This window comes from Fodinisporobacter ferrooxydans (assembly GCF_022818495.1).
Lineage (GTDB): Bacteria > Bacillota > Bacilli > Tumebacillales > MYW30-H2 > Fodinisporobacter > Fodinisporobacter ferrooxydans.
The window spans coordinates 1,148,945-1,164,564 of the sequence record NZ_CP089291.1; the positions used below are offsets into that span (position 1 = coordinate 1,148,945).

The 15,620-nt window shown below is 44.6% G+C and carries 12 protein-coding genes and 2 pseudogenes; 8 read left to right on the top strand and 6 right to left on the bottom strand.

Annotated elements, in window-relative coordinates; genetic code table 11:
- The first annotated feature begins 709 nt into the window (after positions 1 to 709).
- Together LSG31_RS05435 and LSG31_RS05440 are read left to right on the top strand one after the other, a co-directional pair.
- Positions 710 to 958 (top strand): hypothetical protein, encoded by a 249-nt coding sequence (locus LSG31_RS05435; RefSeq protein WP_347438385.1) that lies wholly within the window; start codon positions 710 to 712, stop codon positions 956 to 958.
- 117 nt (positions 959 to 1,075) lie between these two features.
- Positions 1,076 to 1,342 carry a pepsin/retropepsin-like aspartic protease family protein gene (locus LSG31_RS05440; protein ID WP_347438386.1) on the top strand — a complete coding sequence of 89 codons (267 nt, stop codon included), beginning with the start codon at positions 1,076 to 1,078 and terminating at the stop codon, positions 1,340 to 1,342.
- Between the two features lie 146 nt (positions 1,343 to 1,488).
- Here LSG31_RS05440 and LSG31_RS05445 read toward each other — a convergent pair whose 3' ends face one another.
- From LSG31_RS05445 to LSG31_RS05465, 5 genes and pseudogenes are all read right to left on the bottom strand, one after another.
- The gene (locus LSG31_RS05445; RefSeq protein ID WP_347438387.1) at positions 1,489 to 2,397 is read right to left on the bottom strand and encodes a tetratricopeptide repeat protein; all 909 of its coding nucleotides are present in this window, start codon (positions 2,395 to 2,397) and stop codon (positions 1,489 to 1,491) included.
- Between the two features lie 108 nt (positions 2,398 to 2,505).
- A pseudogene (locus tag LSG31_RS05450) lies at positions 2,506 to 2,925 on the bottom strand (transposase); the annotation flags it as partial.
- A gap of 228 nt (positions 2,926 to 3,153) precedes the next feature.
- Positions 3,154 to 4,515: an IS1380 family transposase gene (locus tag LSG31_RS05455; RefSeq protein ID WP_347438203.1), complete on the bottom strand. Its 1,362-nt coding sequence runs from the start codon at positions 4,513 to 4,515 to the stop codon at positions 3,154 to 3,156.
- 120 nt (positions 4,516 to 4,635) lie between these two features.
- Positions 4,636 to 5,412: pseudogene (locus tag LSG31_RS05460) on the bottom strand (transposase family protein); the annotation flags it as partial.
- Between the two features lie 299 nt (positions 5,413 to 5,711).
- The gene (locus tag LSG31_RS05465; RefSeq protein WP_347437909.1) at positions 5,712 to 7,229 is read right to left on the bottom strand and encodes a group II intron reverse transcriptase; all 1,518 of its coding nucleotides are present in this window, start codon (positions 7,227 to 7,229) and stop codon (positions 5,712 to 5,714) included.
- 5 nt (positions 7,230 to 7,234) lie between these two features.
- Here LSG31_RS05465 and LSG31_RS23280 point away from each other — a divergent pair, with 5 nt between their 5' ends.
- From LSG31_RS23280 to LSG31_RS05475, 3 genes are all read left to right on the top strand, one after another.
- Positions 7,235 to 7,573, top strand: coding sequence for a DUF5372 family protein (locus LSG31_RS23280; RefSeq protein WP_430734209.1), 339 nt, complete (start codon positions 7,235 to 7,237; stop codon positions 7,571 to 7,573).
- Between the two features lies 1 nt (position 7,574).
- A complete protein-coding gene (locus tag LSG31_RS05470; protein ID WP_347436541.1) occupies positions 7,575 to 7,946 on the top strand; it encodes a DUF6788 family protein in 372 nt (123 codons plus the stop codon).
- Between the two features lie 143 nt (positions 7,947 to 8,089).
- On the top strand, positions 8,090 to 10,153 hold the full coding sequence (locus LSG31_RS05475) for a recombinase family protein (RefSeq protein WP_347436540.1): 2,064 nt from the start codon (positions 8,090 to 8,092) through the stop codon (positions 10,151 to 10,153).
- A 27-nt stretch (positions 10,154 to 10,180) separates the two neighbouring features.
- Here LSG31_RS05475 and LSG31_RS05480 read toward each other — a convergent pair whose 3' ends face one another.
- Entirely contained in the window at positions 10,181 to 10,603 is a 423-nt protein-coding gene (locus tag LSG31_RS05480; RefSeq protein ID WP_347437910.1) for a hypothetical protein, read from the bottom strand.
- Between the two features lie 899 nt (positions 10,604 to 11,502).
- Between LSG31_RS05480 and LSG31_RS05485 the strand changes: the two genes are divergently transcribed.
- From LSG31_RS05485 to LSG31_RS05495, 3 genes are all read left to right on the top strand, one after another.
- Positions 11,503 to 12,936, top strand: coding sequence for a transposase (locus LSG31_RS05485; RefSeq protein WP_430734245.1), 1,434 nt, complete (start codon positions 11,503 to 11,505; stop codon positions 12,934 to 12,936).
- A 76-nt stretch (positions 12,937 to 13,012) separates the two neighbouring features.
- Positions 13,013 to 14,122 (top strand): ATP-binding protein, encoded by a 1,110-nt coding sequence (locus tag LSG31_RS05490; protein WP_347438388.1) that lies wholly within the window; start codon positions 13,013 to 13,015, stop codon positions 14,120 to 14,122.
- An 8-nt stretch (positions 14,123 to 14,130) separates the two neighbouring features.
- A protein-coding gene (locus tag LSG31_RS05495) for an IS3 family transposase (RefSeq protein ID WP_347436769.1) occupies positions 14,131 to 15,319 on the top strand; the annotation gives its coding sequence in 2 pieces (ribosomal slippage) (positions 14,131 to 14,397 and positions 14,399 to 15,319; 1,188 coding nt in all).
- Positions 15,320 to 15,620: the final 301 nt, after the last annotated feature.

A 15,620-nucleotide genomic window follows, 5' to 3' on the forward strand; every position in this document is an offset into this window, starting at 1 on the left:
AAAAATCAGTTCTTATTATGGCTGAACGTTTTCTGACTCCCTATCATTTCCCCATCTTCTAATGGTCAGGTGAGCATTCCCGGATATCAAAAGTCTCACCGATTGATCTAATCGACTGGGAAGTTCTACGTTCCCCTATTAAGTTGACAGTTCTAGAATCGACTAACAAATTACCAGACGGGCTTGATACCATCATCATAGAGAGAACTGATTCGTATGGCATTTCTGCCCTACTCCAAGGCTTCGTTGATATAAAGGAAGCCAACGCCTGGAGGCAACGTCAGGATGCTTTTCTAGCCGGAGAGACAGGACATAGTTTTGGAATTTCAGGAATATGTGAAACAGGATTTACTGCCACACTTCACAATGTTTTACTAACTGGGCAACATACACTTCGCGGTGATGGTCAACTTTCCGTTACATTGCATGTACCGTTGATCGTTCTGTTCCATGATGGCCTGAAATGCCACTAGATAAACCTATATCAATTAGATGAAGTCAGTCGCTGACAGCCCGTAGTCCGTTTCCTCTCGGTTTGCGGACTTTCCTCTCCTCACGGGACATCACCCAGCAAAAAAATTCGCCGTTACTTGTGGTAGGGTTCACCGTAACTGGTCAAACGGCGAATTTTATTTTCAAGACCAATCCCTCCTATTTTGCTTATTTTTATTGTAAAATTGAGATAGAAAATTCAAAGGAGGCGATCGGTATGTTTTGGGAAGAAGTCCGTCAGCTATATCCTAATCAATTTGTGTTAGTACAAGCTTTAAAGTCTCGTGTAGAAGATAACAAAAAATATGTTGATGAGGTAGCTGTAATTCGCCCAATTCCCGATGAAAAAGAAGCTACCAAGGTTCTGGTTAGGTCTAAAGGAGATACTTTTGTTTACCATACATCCAAGCTTGAGATTGCTATGCCCATTGTTTTTAAACCTATTTATAGAGGTTTTAAACAATAATGAATATAAATTTAAATTTAACTAACCACTTTTTACATGCCTCTTTAACCATCACTTTTCAGGGAAGAACTGAAACCATTGATCGATTAGTAATAGATAACTGGTGCAGCCCAATCTTTGATTTCTTCGGACTCAGTCTTTGAACTAGGAATTTATGCAACTGATTGTGAAATTACTACGATGTATGGTATAGGTGGAGAGGATCATGCTTTTAGAAAAGCCGTAGACAAAATTCAGTTCGACACGTTTGAAGCGGATCAATTTTACTTAGATTTTGGTTACTTCGAAGAATTATATGGAATTAACGGTATTATTGGGTTGGACATTCTTCTCTCAGGAAATTTCGTTATTGATTTAAAGGGTATGGAAGTTTACCAAAAATAAATCAGTGACCCCTCGTCTAGACCATTATGTATTGCTTTTATAATTGCTAGTTGTAGCAATACTAGTTCCCCCTGAACACGACTCCTTATACTGGCCTAATCAGCATGCTGGATGAGCCGTGCGAGGCCACTATGGATTCCGTTCATTTATTTCCTTTTCTTTTTCTTCTTGTTCATTGGGGTTGGGTATGATAGCTCTGGCTTAAAATACTTGTCCAACGTACGAATTCCTCTAGGCATTTCTTTCCTTCTTTCACCCATGTACATTTCGGCAACCGGAAAGAAGGACTCCACTTTGTCTGGGATCATGTCCAATTCAACCCGTGCCTCTTCTTCTTGGATATTTACCGGAACCTCCCCTTCCCTTGCAGCCGCCATTTCAAATTCCCCCATCTGATCGAGAATTTGTCCCAATGAGAAATGGGATTCCGCCTGAGTTGGATCCAAACGAACCGATTGTTCAAAAGCCACGGTAGCCAGCTCCGGTCTTCCGCCCTTATTATATAGATTTCCAAGCTTGTTCCAGTGAAGACTGTCCTCCTGCGTTTGAATTTTCTTAAGCAGATATTCTTCAGCGTCGGTGGCAAAACGATGCCTGCTGCCGTCAAATAGGCTCAGTGGACCAAAGTGGAAACCTTGATTCTCCATTTTCACGGTACGCATAAGAAGCATAGTCGTCATTACAAACATAAAGTCGGTTGGAAACTCCCAATTCCCCGCTGAATGACAATGCCTGCAACGGAAATAACCGGTTGTCTGAATATACTCATCTATACTGACCCCTGATTTTTGCTTCCTTTTCACATCTTTATAGTACCTGTCGATATCAAAGGCAATCATTCCGATATCATATTTTCCTTTTCTCCCGCAATGATTGCAACGAAGCATTTTGAAATTTTCGGCTGTCAAAGGCCTTATGCGATCTATGTTCCTGATTACTTTTCTCATATATTGACTAGGAAGAGCAGCAATGTCAGTTGGATTCGGCTCCGGCTGTGACTCATTGGTTAAGACAAGCATCAATGATGGGCTGAATCCAGCAGCTACGTTTTTCAAAATAAATTTCCCCTTACTTATTATTCTTTCGACACAGAATCCTCTTTCCTATCTATAAATGAGCAAAAATACTTACAAATTTATACAACAAAAAAGTATAGACTGCCTCTAGGCCAGCTTTAATTGTTGCAAAACAGCTTCAATAGGTACTTGATTCTTTGCAGATTCATAAATCCATTGGACGTAGTCCACTTTTACTTGCTTTCGTACCATTATAAGTCCATCTCCAAATTTTGAAGGCTGACCTAAACCGATGGTGCAATATAAATGTGTCAGCGAAAGTAGTATCCAAAGTCGTTCTATTGCACGAATGGAACGAACTTGATATCCATCAAAACCTAGATTTTGTTTAGTTTGCCGAAAGAAAATCTCGATCGGCCAACGGCGACTATAATAATCAAGGATGGTTTGTGTCTCTAAGGATACATCTGTACACAGAAACGCATGTAATGCTTTCGAATTTTGAAACGCATCCAATGGCCAGCAAAGGAGTACCACCGCATTCTCAATGCCATTTAAAGCTCCTTCCTGAATCCGTGACAGCTTTTCAGTTAATGTTTTAGAAATGGATAAACACTCTAATTCTTGTCTGAACTATTGAAAATAGCATATGGTTTACTGGTTACTATGACTGTGAATCTTCTTCGACTTATTGCTTTTTGGGGCAAACTCGGATTTTGGCAATATCAAACTAAACCCTCTAAACTTATTTTTTTGAGAAGGCATTAGATATCTACGTGCTTGTCGTAAATCTCTTTACGAAGAAGCAGTCGTATACATTTGCTTGACCGTATGAAACCACGGACAGTAACAGCCAAATCGCAGTTTCCATTTACGAGCGTGTCGAACCAAGCGAGCTGCAAGATAAATCATGTTTTGAATGACCGTTCGAATCCGTCGGCGCTGAACAGACTTTTTGAGTGGCGAGAATGGTGTTTGCAAGCTTTGTTGGCCGATGATCCGTAGCAAATTATAGGCGAATACACCCGCATGCAGGATTACGTCATTCGTTTTAAATTTGCCTGCCGGCAGCCGTTCCATATCAAGATCTGTCTTGATTTCGCTGTGAAATTGCTCGCTAGTTCCGTGATCATGATACAATTCAATGACTTGCCAAGCGGAACAGGTAAGGGATGTCCAATAGGTATCGACTTCAATTTCCGGCACGAACAACACTTGTCCGTCTTTGGTGATCGTACGTTCCGTCACTTGAAATACGACACGAACCGACTGTTGCATTTCTTTCACGTAAAGGGAAGTCGAACCGATGTACACCTTTTTCCCTTCCCGTTGTTCACAGCAGATTCCTTTGGTTTGAGCGACCGTAAGCCACTCTTCGCGGGATTCCTTGCGTAAGTTGCGTTTGATAATGTAGTCTGCTTTTGTTTCTTCTGCATGGCACACGACAAGATTGTCCTTGCTGTCATTGCCCGAATCTAGGCGAACCAATAGAGGCTGTTCTGTGATCATGCGGGCATAGTGAATGCTCTGGCTTAGAAAGGCGGGTGTCCCATTTTGGCAATGTTGCTTGCCTTCCCGTAATTCGACGTTCATGTTGTATCCTTCCCGAGCCAGATAAGCGAAGATGGGTGCGTAACCATCAAACGCCTTGTACGTTCGGGAAGTGCCTTCCTTTTTGGTCTTGGAGTTGTCAAAGGGCGAAACATCTACATCAAGCGGAAGAAACTGTTGTTCTGTCCCATCGGGCAGTCGGATCATAATTGGAGTAAGGGGAACGTTGATGGTTTTCAATAACGTCGCCGACTCTTCCTTCAATATCGTTTGCCAATCCGCATCTTCCGATGCTCCCGCCATATCAAGACGCTGACGCAGTGTGGGACTGGAAGGAACCAATTTCAAGTCCAACGAGAGGGCAAAAAAATCATCTTCACGGAAAGGCTCGATGGCATCGAAGTCGTTCTTGCCTTGACAAAGCAGACCCAGATAGGAAGACATGATGTCGCCGTTGGAAATGTCAGGAGAACGAACTCCGTCGAGTTTCGTATGATCCAATCGTTGTGTCAATCGGGTTTGTGCAATCAATTGGCCTATGGCAGCAAGTCCCGAATGCGAAGTCAGGTATTCATTGGATTGTTCAAATTCAAAATGTACCGGCATATAATGGACACCCCTGTGGTGAAGTTTGTTTATGTAAGAAAAAAACTCGGTTTTCTCCATTATACGTATTAAATCTCTGTTATTCTATTGTTTTCATAAAAGTAATTTCACGGATTCAGGTCCTTCATATCGATACACCCAATAGGTAGATCCGTTTACGGTCACGAGGCAAACGTCCTGTTTGGTCACATACGATGCGAAGGTACTAATTGGAACTCGAATCCCTTTGGGATAGACAATGCGGTTTGTTTTGAGTGCACCAATTAAATGGTATCCTCGCTCTGCATAAGTATTCATAAGTTTTGGGCATGTATACCATGAATCGACCAATGCATATCCAGAATAAAGTGGAATCGGCATGGTTTTGGCCAAATCACAAGCGTCATCAATTTTGCTTTGGCTCGATTTATCATAACGGTGAATATCATGAATGAGAGAATGTTCTCCACATTGAACAATCGTAGCCTGAACTTGATGACCCCAAACGGTTTTTCCTTTTAAGTGGGAATGATGGTAGTCTGTTTGTTCGATTGGGTGTTTTGCCTGTGACGAAGGCTTTGTCTTCTCACTAACAGTATCATCATGAATCACAAAAATAGGCTGTTCTGTTTGTTTGGCATGAGACAAAACAAATGAAAGCGATTCTTGTTTTACAAGTCTTTGGATATACGATTCGTCCCAAACACCATCCGAGAGAAAGTGTCCAATGGATGTTCGATGACATGAACTCCATTCCGCTATATCTACCACTTTACCACGATACCCTTTAGCGGTAGCTGCAATAAAAAATTCTTGAATATGCCGCAAGGCAGGCTTTGAAACATATAAGGATAGCCTACGGCTTTTTAAGAAATTGATTATTGCTTCGTGGTTTGGTATGGTAGTATTATGAGACATTTGTGAATCCTCCAGGTATGGTTTTGTGTGGTAACTTAATCTTATACCACAGGAGAGGACAAATGTCTCTATTGTTTTTAATTGGTAAAGAAATGGAAGCGAATTTGCTCATTTATAGTAACAACAATGATTTTGAATTATTCTTTTTTTACTGGACAGTGAAAAGTTTTTGTCGAAAAATTGTTGGATATAGGAATAGCTAAGGAGAGTCTTCAACATGACTTGGTCAGTTCTCCTTTTCGCCCTCCTTCGCACCGTACGTGATTCTTTCGAATCATACGGCGCTCCATCATGACCTTCTACATGAGACGATTCAACTTTTCTCTGAAGGATAGAATCTTTTTCCAGATCTTCTTGCCTAACGAGGCATAATCCTCTTGGCTATGAATCTGTCTGTGGCAATGTTCATGTACCGCGGCTAAATTGTTGACTCGATTGACGGAAGCCTGCGGGAGGTGAGGGTCAATATGGTGGATGTGTAGATTGAACGGTTGTAGTTCTTCGTCACAGACCCTGCATTTCCCTTTGTCCCGGTTATAAGCATAAGCTCGATTCAGGAAGTATTCGAAGTTGTATCTCTTGTCGGTCGCGCCTTTGCTGATGATTTTAGAAAAGTGCAGAGATAACAGCTCATCTGCCCGTGCCCGCAAGGGTGTCTTTCCTGTTCGTTCCCGATACAGCTTTCGACCTTCTATCGTGAAGGGGGATTCCTCCGGATTCTTGAGTTGCGTTTTCTTCCACTTACAAAATGCCAACGAAGTGATGCCGATATTCGCATGCTTGTACGTTACGGCTGGAATGCCCATTGTATAATCTGCGTGGACACTTGCGAGATTGTTCACTTCGTTGGCGGGAAGCCAAATGCCGCCGTATTTGTCCAATACCCTCTTTGCTTTCCATTTCAGGTTGTATGCATATTTGCTCAAGATGATGTTGACCCACGTGGTGCATTGATAATATTGGATGATTCCCCTGATCGTTGCGTTGACGACATTGATTTCATGGATGAGAGCTTCTTTGTTCTTGCAGCGTTTCAGGGTATTCAATTTCTGGTGGAGTTCCCTCGCTTTGCTTTTCAGCCGAGTTCGGTCGGGCATGGTTCGCGTCACATAGCCGGTTCGTGATTTGCCTTTGATCATCTTGCATTCACAGCCGAGGAAATGGATCGGCTTCTCTCGGACGTTGGTGATGACTGTCTTCTCTACCGATAATGCCAGTTTGAGATTCGATCGTAAGTAATTGCTGATTCGTTGTTTCCATTTCTCCGCATTCCGTTTGGTGTCGGTCGCGAGTATCCAGTCATCGGCGTAGCGAACGAGATAAGCAGGCTTGAGGCGGCTCCTTTTCTTGAGGGCTTCCTGCTGAGTGCTTGGCGTTGCATACGTCTGTTTGGTTTTCTTGTTTTCCCATTCCCGGGTCACCCACTGATCGAACGAGTGGAGATACACGTTGGCAAGTAGCGGTGAGATGATGCCCCCCTGTACCGTTCCCAGCGGGTTGATCTGAATTTCATCCATGATTCCCGTTTTGAGCATCGCTTTGATGATCATAAGCACTCGTTGATCGCGTATTCCCATGCCGTATAATTGTTTACACAGTTTGTTGTGGTTGACGCAATCGAAGAATTTGGAAATATCTCCTTCTACGATCCAGGGGTATCCCGTGACATAGAGGATTCGCGTCGTTCTTTCCAGTGCCATATGCGCATCCCGCATCGGGCGGAATCCGTAAGAATGCTTAAAGAATTGCGCTTCCATGATCGGTTCCAGAATGATTCTTACACATTCCTGTACGATGCGGTCGATGATGGCGGGCACGGTCAGTGCAAATTACACAATCATTCAGTCAGTCTTTGGGATTTCTAACAATTACCCACCCTTTCCACCCCCTTCACGATCAATCGTTTCAAATTTTAAAAGTGAAAGAAGTAAATGGAACCCGCATGTACTCCATTCATACCGATTCGGGTATTGTTTGTATCCCTGAATCCTGGACCGATCGTCACTTGCCTTCGATTCAGGCTATTTCCCGTGCTCCTAACTCCCCACTTTACCTAGGGACTCTAAAAGAATTAATTGATTTCATTAAGAGAAAGGATGATCTCCAAACTCGTAAGAATATTATGATTGACAACTTGTCCCATATGGAGGTATTTTCTTAATATGAATACTACTGATAAGAAATCAAGACCCTATCGTCAAGAATCGACTGAACAACTATTAACTCGTAGTCAACAAATAGTAGAGTCCTTATTTGATCCTAGCCAGATCCTTCGCGGTTCTCTTATCACACGCAACATCAAATGTGGTAAATCGGCCTGTCGCTGTTCCACCGGTGAAGGCCATCCTAGTTTCTACCTATCTACTATCCATCAGGGACGCACCCGACTCGATTATGTCCCGGCTTCCTGGGAGCCATGGGTACGTGAAAGATTAGACAATTATCATATCTTGCAGGAACTTATCGTAGAACTGACAGAAATCAACCTAGAGCTTTTACGCCGTCGTGAAAAAAGCGAGTTCCTGCAGAAATAATTCTGGAGGGGATTGTATGTCTAGTTCTGCTTTAGCTGCTTTAGTGGGTAACGACAGCAACAAGGTAGAAGAATTCGTTTCTGTGTTCGCGAATATGCTGAGCTCATTCATAGCGGCATGGCATGGGGAGGAGGAAATAGCAAATGAATCAGACGATATCGTCCATGAAAGTACATCCACAACACCTGGATCGGAAAGCACTGATCTACATTCGCCAGTCGACCTTAGCTCAAGTCCGATTTCACAGGGAGAGCACGGAGCGACAGTATGCCCTTCAGGAGAAGGCTCTGAGTCTGGGGTGGACACAGGATCAAATTCAACTGATCGACGAGGATTTAGGTTTATCCGGTGGGCAAGGTTCCAAAAGGCAAGGATTTCAACGACTTGTAGCCCAGGTCTCACTCGGGGAAGTAGGTGCGATTTTTGGTCTCGAAGTTTCTCGCCTGGCTCGTTCTTCCGCAGACTTATTGCGCCTACTCGAACTGTGCAGTATATTCGACACCATCGTAGTGGATGAAGACGGCATCTATGACTTGAGTGATTTCAATGATCGTCTCATTTTGGGTTTTAAGGGTACGATGAGTGAAGCAGAGTTACACTTTTTGCGCTCACGTCTCATTGGTGGGAAGAAGAATAAAGCCCATAAAGGAGAGCTGCGCTTTCCCTTACCCGTAGGCTATTGTCACGATGTGGACGGCAACACCGTGATTGACCCGGATGAGGAGGTACAGAATGCCGTGCGTCATATCTTTACTGCCTTTCGGGCAACAGGCAGTGCGTATGGTGTGGTTCAGTTTTTTTCGCAAAACCATCTTCGTTTTCCGAAAAGAGCATACGGTGGTGTTTGGGCAGGAAAGCTTATCTGGGGTACGTTAACCCACGGTCGTGTATTGGGGATACTCTATAACCCTGCTTATACGGGCGCTTATGTGTTTGGTCGCTACAAGGATCGAAAACAATTGGATGAGCAGGGCTTGTTTGTTCATCGCATCGTTCGTTTACCCAAAGACCAATGGGAGGTGCTTATTCACGACCATCATCCTGGGTATATTTCATGGTCAGAGTACGAAGAAAATCTCAAACAACTGCAGCAAAATCGAACAAACGCAGAAGTGAGTGGTCCAGCGAGGGAAGGGATTGCCCTACTTCAGGGAATCATCGTGTGCGGAAAGTGCGGTCGCCGCATGTCTGTTCGTTATACAGGAAATGGCGGGATCGCTCCACGGTATGAATGTAAAGCAAGATGGGAAAATGGCGATCGTGCCACTTGTTCTTCCCTTCGCTCTGAACCGGTAGATCAAGCCATTGCCGCCAGAGTTCTAGAGGCTGTACAACCTGCTCAACTTGAACTCGCCTTACGCTCATTCGACAAGGTTCTAAGCGAAGAAGATAAAGTGGAAACAAGTTGGAAACTTTCCTTGGAAAGAGCCCAGTATGAGGTGGATCGTGCACAACGCCAGTACGACCTTGCTGAACCGGAAAACCGATTAGTGACACGTGCCCTGGAAGCGAGGTGGAATGAAAAAATGGCGACACTCAACCAAATTCGTGAAGAATACGAGCATTACTGCTCAAGTCGTGCATGGCGACCGACAGAGCAAGATAAGCAAGATATTCTATCTTTAGCGGAAAACTTGCCACGTATTTGGCGTGCGACAACAACCGAGATAAAGGACCGTAAAAGAATCCTACGTCTATTAATCGAGGATGTCACTGTTTTTTGTGAGCCTGGTCAAGCGGATATTCGTTTAGGGATCCGCTGGCGCAATCAATGCCATGAGGTTGTTCACACGACCAAGCCCTTGCCGCATCACTTGGCGCGCAAGCATTCGATGGAGACGATTGATCGTATTCGAGAATTAGCCCGCGATATGACAGACACTCAAATTGCAGCACATTTCAACCAATCCGGATACCGAACTCCTGAAGGTAAGCCATTTACCACTGACTCTATTCAGTGGCTACGATATCGCTACCGCATTCCTGGGCCTTCAAAACAAAGCAATGAATGGACCGTAAAAGAAGTAGCTCTTCACTTTGGTGTAAGCACTCATGTGGTCTATTATTGGCTGAATAAAGGTTTATTAAAGGCAACCAAAATAGCACCGGGATGGCCATGGAAAATTAAACTTGATGAACACACTAAGAGGACTCTGTCGGATTGGATTTCTCATTCAGGCCATATTTCAAAACGTTCAAAAACATAAGATTTACATACCCTAATTCTTTTTTCACTACAAATCCAAAACATATTTGAGGAGTGTGCAGTATGAATAAACCGTCGGAATCCCCAGCGGGCGTTTCTCCGATTTTCCGGGTTTCGGGATATACTTCCTCCGAATGGGATGCGGTTCGTGTCTGGTTAGGCTGGCTTGTACCCGTGCAATGATCTCGGGGTAGTCCTTTTCCAGAATATGCTCGCGCATCGTTTCCCCGTCGCTGCCCGGTGTTTCGCTGCCTTTGTTGCTCTTGATGTTATGAATGGCGGTGAGAATGGTTATTTCCGATTTCATGTATTCCAGCAGTCCTTTGAACCGGGGTTTTCCTCCCCGATTCAGGGCGGCTTTGGTTTCGATATACAGGAAATCCAGCAGATTTCTCAGATCGATTTCGGATGATAGATTCTTGTGTTCAGATAAGTTAGATGGTTGAGCCAAAGCATCACCCCCCTTGTAGAGGATTTTACTTTGGGTTGAGTCAGGTATGCGCAGCGGCTTCCCTAACGGTTGAATGATTCATGTAAAAAAAAAACTTCAGTCATGACTATGCCCCTTCGCTCGGGGTCGTTTTCTCCTCCTTCGCATATCGCTATGCGTAGTGACTAACGGCGACCAGTCATCACTACTACGGGCTGATGTCCCCTGAATGCGGCAGCCATTTCCTTCTGCTTAGAAGCATTAGAGTTCTCTCTCCTTGACATCCTCTTTCAGGGTTCCGCTGTTTCCTGTATTCTAGTCTTGTAGGATTCCCTTAGGTCTCTCTTATAGCCCGCCAGCCGTCCTTTTATCCAGGGTTGGGGGATGCAGGACTTCTATCCTTTATGGGATAGAGATCGTGGTCGGCATTTTCTATTACCGTCCCGATGACTGAGCCCCTTATCAGGGGCGTGCAACTTCATTTTGTTGTCACTGGTTCTTTCGAGCCGTACACTCAGAGATTCGTCGGTGTCGATGGACACATTCTAACCATAGAATTCCATGACCCCCCGTCTACTTTACTTGCCATCTCAGGCTCGTGTTTCGCCGTCCTCAGCGAGCTCTCATACGGGACAAGAGAGAACTTGACCGCATGTCGCGGGGCTTAGGGTAGGAACGCCAACCTTCGTTCTAAGCAGGTACTTCCCCTGCCTATTTGAATACAGAATTCGATTGCCGGAGGCAATCGCTCGCTTTTATTGAGCGTTTCCGCTCAGGTTGTAGCGAGAACAGCGCGCACAGAAAAATAACCCAATCAAGCGAAGGTATGATATCCTAAGGTTCTCACACCAGAAAGGAGATCAATCGCTGAAAGGGTTACATTCATTAGTTTACCCGATTCATTTGCGATTCGCCATACCATGCTAAAATATATCGATTCTATTTTGCATCACTTTCGTCCTTGCTTCTCCAGAGAAGCCGCTTACCACTGGTTTGTTGTTAGTATCATCGGTCTCATGTTGCGTTCCGATCATCTGGGTGTGACTTCCGTCATCCGGGATTTGTCTTTGCGTGCCCAATGCTACGAGAGCCTGATTCATTTTTTTCGTTCCTCCGCGTGGTCGCTAGAATCCCTTCGGATGACGTGGCTTCAAATCGTGAAACGAACGGCCCCACTTTCGTACGTCAACGGGATGGTCGTTCTTATAGGCGATGGGATGAAGCAGGCCAAGGAAGCCCGCCGGATGCCTGGCGTCAAGAAACTTCATCAGGAATCCGAGAATTCTTCCAAGGCACAGTACATCTTCGGACATCTTTTTGGTGCGATCGGCATTCTCATGGGAATGCCGCAGAAGTGGTTTTGTCTGCCCTTGTTCATGAACCTGCAAGATGGCGTAAAAACCATTTTCGGCTGGAGCAGCCCCTCTGAACGGCAGGATTCCCATGTGGTGCAGATGATGGATCAGGGCTTTGCGGCTGCCAAGGCATTCGGGAAAGCCTTGCTCCTGCTGGATCGTTATTTTCTGTCTGTTCCTGCGCTGAAGCTCTTGAATGAGTGGAACGCGACAGGAACAACTCGGATGCACATCGTTACGAAAGCCAAGTCGAATGCTGTGGCGTATGAGCATCCTTCCGCGACGAAGAAGGGACGAGGCCGTCCACGAAAAAAGGGAGCGGAAGTGAAACGGAAGTCCCTGTTCCAAAGCCGTGCGGATGCATTTCAAACGGCCCAAGTGACAATTTACGGCAAGGATGAAACGGTTCAATACCTGTGCCTGGATTTGCTGTGGGGACAGGGGCTGTACCAAGAGTTGCGTTTTGTCCTGGTCCAGCATAGCGACCAGTTGTCCATTCTGGTGAGCACCGACCTGACGCTGGAAGCAACGGACATCATCCGCTTATATGGATACCGTTTCAAGATTGAATGTACCTTCCGTGAAATGAAGCAGGTCATCGGTGGATTCAGTTACCATTTCTGGAGAAAGTCCATGCCGAAGATGAAACGGTATCGCAAGAAGGGAGAATCTCACCCGGTAGAACAGGTTATCGATGATAAGCAACGTACCCACATTCGGCAAACGGTGAAAGCGATTGAAGGATATGTCATGTGCAGTTGCATCGCCATGGGGCTGCTGCAACTGATCGCCGTCCGTTATTCGAGCCGGGTTCCAGGCTTGTTCTTTCGTTACCTGAGGACGCCTTCCAAGGCAGTCGTTTCAGAGGCAACGGAAATGGCTTATTTGCGTACGTCAATTTTTCGCCTGTTTGCTCGCAATCCGCAGTTATCCATAACGAAAATAATCCAATCCAAGCAGGAAACGCCTGAGATTGAAGTTGATTTACTCGCTTCATAATGCTATAAAACTTTTCACTGTCCAGTTTTTTACATATTGAGTTATAAAATTGTATAGGGCAAATTGGGGTGTTCTTATGGAACAGATTAAAATAGTGCGTGTAAATGAGATGCTTGGACAATACGTAGACAGACCTGTTTACATTGGTATGGTATTAAAACGGTATGATAAAGAACTTGAAAATGAAAGTAATCATATTGTAGTGGCACTGACAGCATTTATCGTATCCACTCAATTGGGTTGGAGTCCCTGGACTGACCCGATCGATTTTGACTATAAAGATTTTCGTATTGTTAGGTACCTAACCACAGCACAATCTCTTTTAAAGATGCTAGATCTATGGTGTGAAAGTAAATCTTATCGTGATGAATTAGGAATAGATTTATGGCACCCGGATAAAGAACTAAGGTGGTGGGATGAAATAACTGTCTCTCCCGGTAGTCCAATTTCAGAACGAGTAAACGGGTTGCCATGCAAAGTACTACGTACAAGAACTAAAACGAAGGGAGAGCGGTTGGAAGTAGTCCCTCTTGTTGCTGAGAATTTGCCCTATTTTCCAGATTTACAAGTAGCTCACGATATACTTATTATCGGAGAGACCTCATATTTGAGAAAAGGTCTAATACCTGGAACTGAATTGTTTATACTGGACGATACACCCAGAATTTCAAAGATTCATATTTGCAGTGAAGAAACAACTATTAGAATCGACGGGGTATTTCAGGCAATACATCTCGAATTAAAAATTTACGGGAACAACGGTTTCTGGCATTCCCAATCGGTTCATGAGCCGGGTGATTATCATGTAAGCTGGACCGGGATACCCGACGAGGTTATTTGGGTTTTAACTCATGGTAGTGAAGTGTTGCAAATGGAACAGTTTCACATTGGTCATCAGTCCGAACGAGGTAGAGTTACTGTATTGTCTACAACAGCGTCTATTGAAGCTTGGGTGGAATCTGGAGAAGGGCAAAACGTTGAGTTTAAAGAAAATCTAAACAAAAAAGACAATAAGGAATTTGTTGAGTCGGTTAGTGCGTTTACAAATACAAACGATGGAGTAATCTTAGTAGGTGTTTCTGATTCAGGGAAGATTCACGGAATTAGTAAAGAGCCCGAGTTAGAGTCTAAAATAACTAATTATAGTGGTCCCCAGAAACTAAACAACTCAGAAGGGACCGATTAAGCTACAATATGAGTATGAGAAAACATTATTCGGCATCATTCAAAGCAGAAGTCGTCTTGGAACTACTCAAAGAAGAAAAAACTATCGCTCAGATTTCATCTGAATACGGTGTGCACGTCACGATGCTCCACCGTTGGAAGAACACTGCCGTAGAGAATATGTCAAGCCTGTTTGAGGACGAAGGCAAGAAGAACGCCACCCTCAAGAAGGAGCATGAAAAAGAAACGTCTGAACTCTATGCGAAAATCGGTCGCTTAACCACGGAGGTTGAGTGGCTTAAAAAAAAATCTGGCATCAAACCGAACTAGAGATGATAGAGTTGCTATGGTCGATCACGATAGTGAGAAACTTTCTATTTCTAGGCAGGCAGAGTTACTCAGCCTGAATCGTTCGAGCCTTTACTACAACCCTGTGAGCGTCTCTGACGAGGAGATCCGTCTCCGGCGACGCATCGACGAGATATACACAGATCGGCCAGTCTCAGGAAGTCGTTACATTACGGCGATCCTGCGGCGAGAGGGCTGGGCCATCAACCGCAAGCGTGTCGTACGCTGCATGAGGGAAATGGGGATTGCCGGTGTGAGCCCTGGTCCGAATCTGAGTAAACGGAACCTGGCCCACAAGATTTATCCCTATCTGCTTAGAGGCGTTAAGGCCAGTCACCCCAATCATGTCTGGTCAATCGACATCACCTATATCCGCCTCAAGCGTGGATGGATGTATCTTGTCGCCGTGATTGACTTGTATTCCCGCTATATTGTGAGTTGGGAGTTGGACCAGACACTGGAGATCGACTTCGTGCTGAAGGCCACTCAGACGGCTTTGGGGCATGCGAAGCCAGAGATTTGGAACAGCGACCAAGGCAGTCATTTCACCAGTCCACAGTACACGGATATACTCAAGCAAGCTGGCGTCCGAATTAGCATGGACGGAAAGAATCGAGCTGTGGATAATATCTTTATTGAAAGATTTTGGCGAACGCTCAAGTACCAGGAAGTATACACAAAAGAATACGCCACACCACGGGAGGCGCGGGAATCAATCAGAAAATTCATATACAAGTACAATCACGAACGGCCACACCAATCGCTCAACTATCACACGCCTGCTGAGATTTACCTGGATGGCATGAAACCTGAGGATCCGATTCCTACTTCTTCTCGGCAAAATACATATTCAGGAAAGGAGATTGCTTAGCAACAAAGGGATAAAAGAAAACGAACAGGGGAAGCCGCTTCGCTCCTCCCCTCTGGCCTACGGCCATTCACCCCTCCCACTCCTCCTAAAAAGAGGATAGGGACAGGGAAAACTGGACTATAGCTTAGAGATTAAAAATTGTTGTCTTGACAAATGGGGCCATCATAGTAAACTTCCCATAATTAAAACCTCTCTTACCCCAACTTTTCACAATTTTTGCTCGATTTGAAGTAAAAACCGCTTTTTTATTGCCGAAAACCCTTGATTTTACTGGGTCCATTATTCAAAAACGTAAATGTAG

Bases quoted from the DNA above. Each gene is read 5' to 3' on its own strand.
- LSG31_RS05435 (WP_347438385.1), top strand. From the start codon at position 710: ATGTTTTGGGAAGAAGTCCGTCAGCTATATCCTAATCAATTTGTGTTA.
- LSG31_RS05455 (WP_347438203.1), bottom strand. From the start codon at position 4,515: ATGCCGGTACATTTTGAATTTGAACAATCCAATGAATACCTGACTTCG.
- LSG31_RS05470 (WP_347436541.1), top strand. From the start codon at position 7,575: ATGAATACTACTGATAAGAAATCAAGACCCTATCGTCAAGAATCGACT.
- LSG31_RS05475 (WP_347436540.1), top strand. From the start codon at position 8,090: ATGAATCAGACGATATCGTCCATGAAAGTACATCCACAACACCTGGAT.
- LSG31_RS05485 (WP_430734245.1), top strand. From the start codon at position 11,503: ATGCTAAAATATATCGATTCTATTTTGCATCACTTTCGTCCTTGCTTC.
- LSG31_RS05490 (WP_347438388.1), top strand. From the start codon at position 13,013: ATGGAACAGATTAAAATAGTGCGTGTAAATGAGATGCTTGGACAATAC.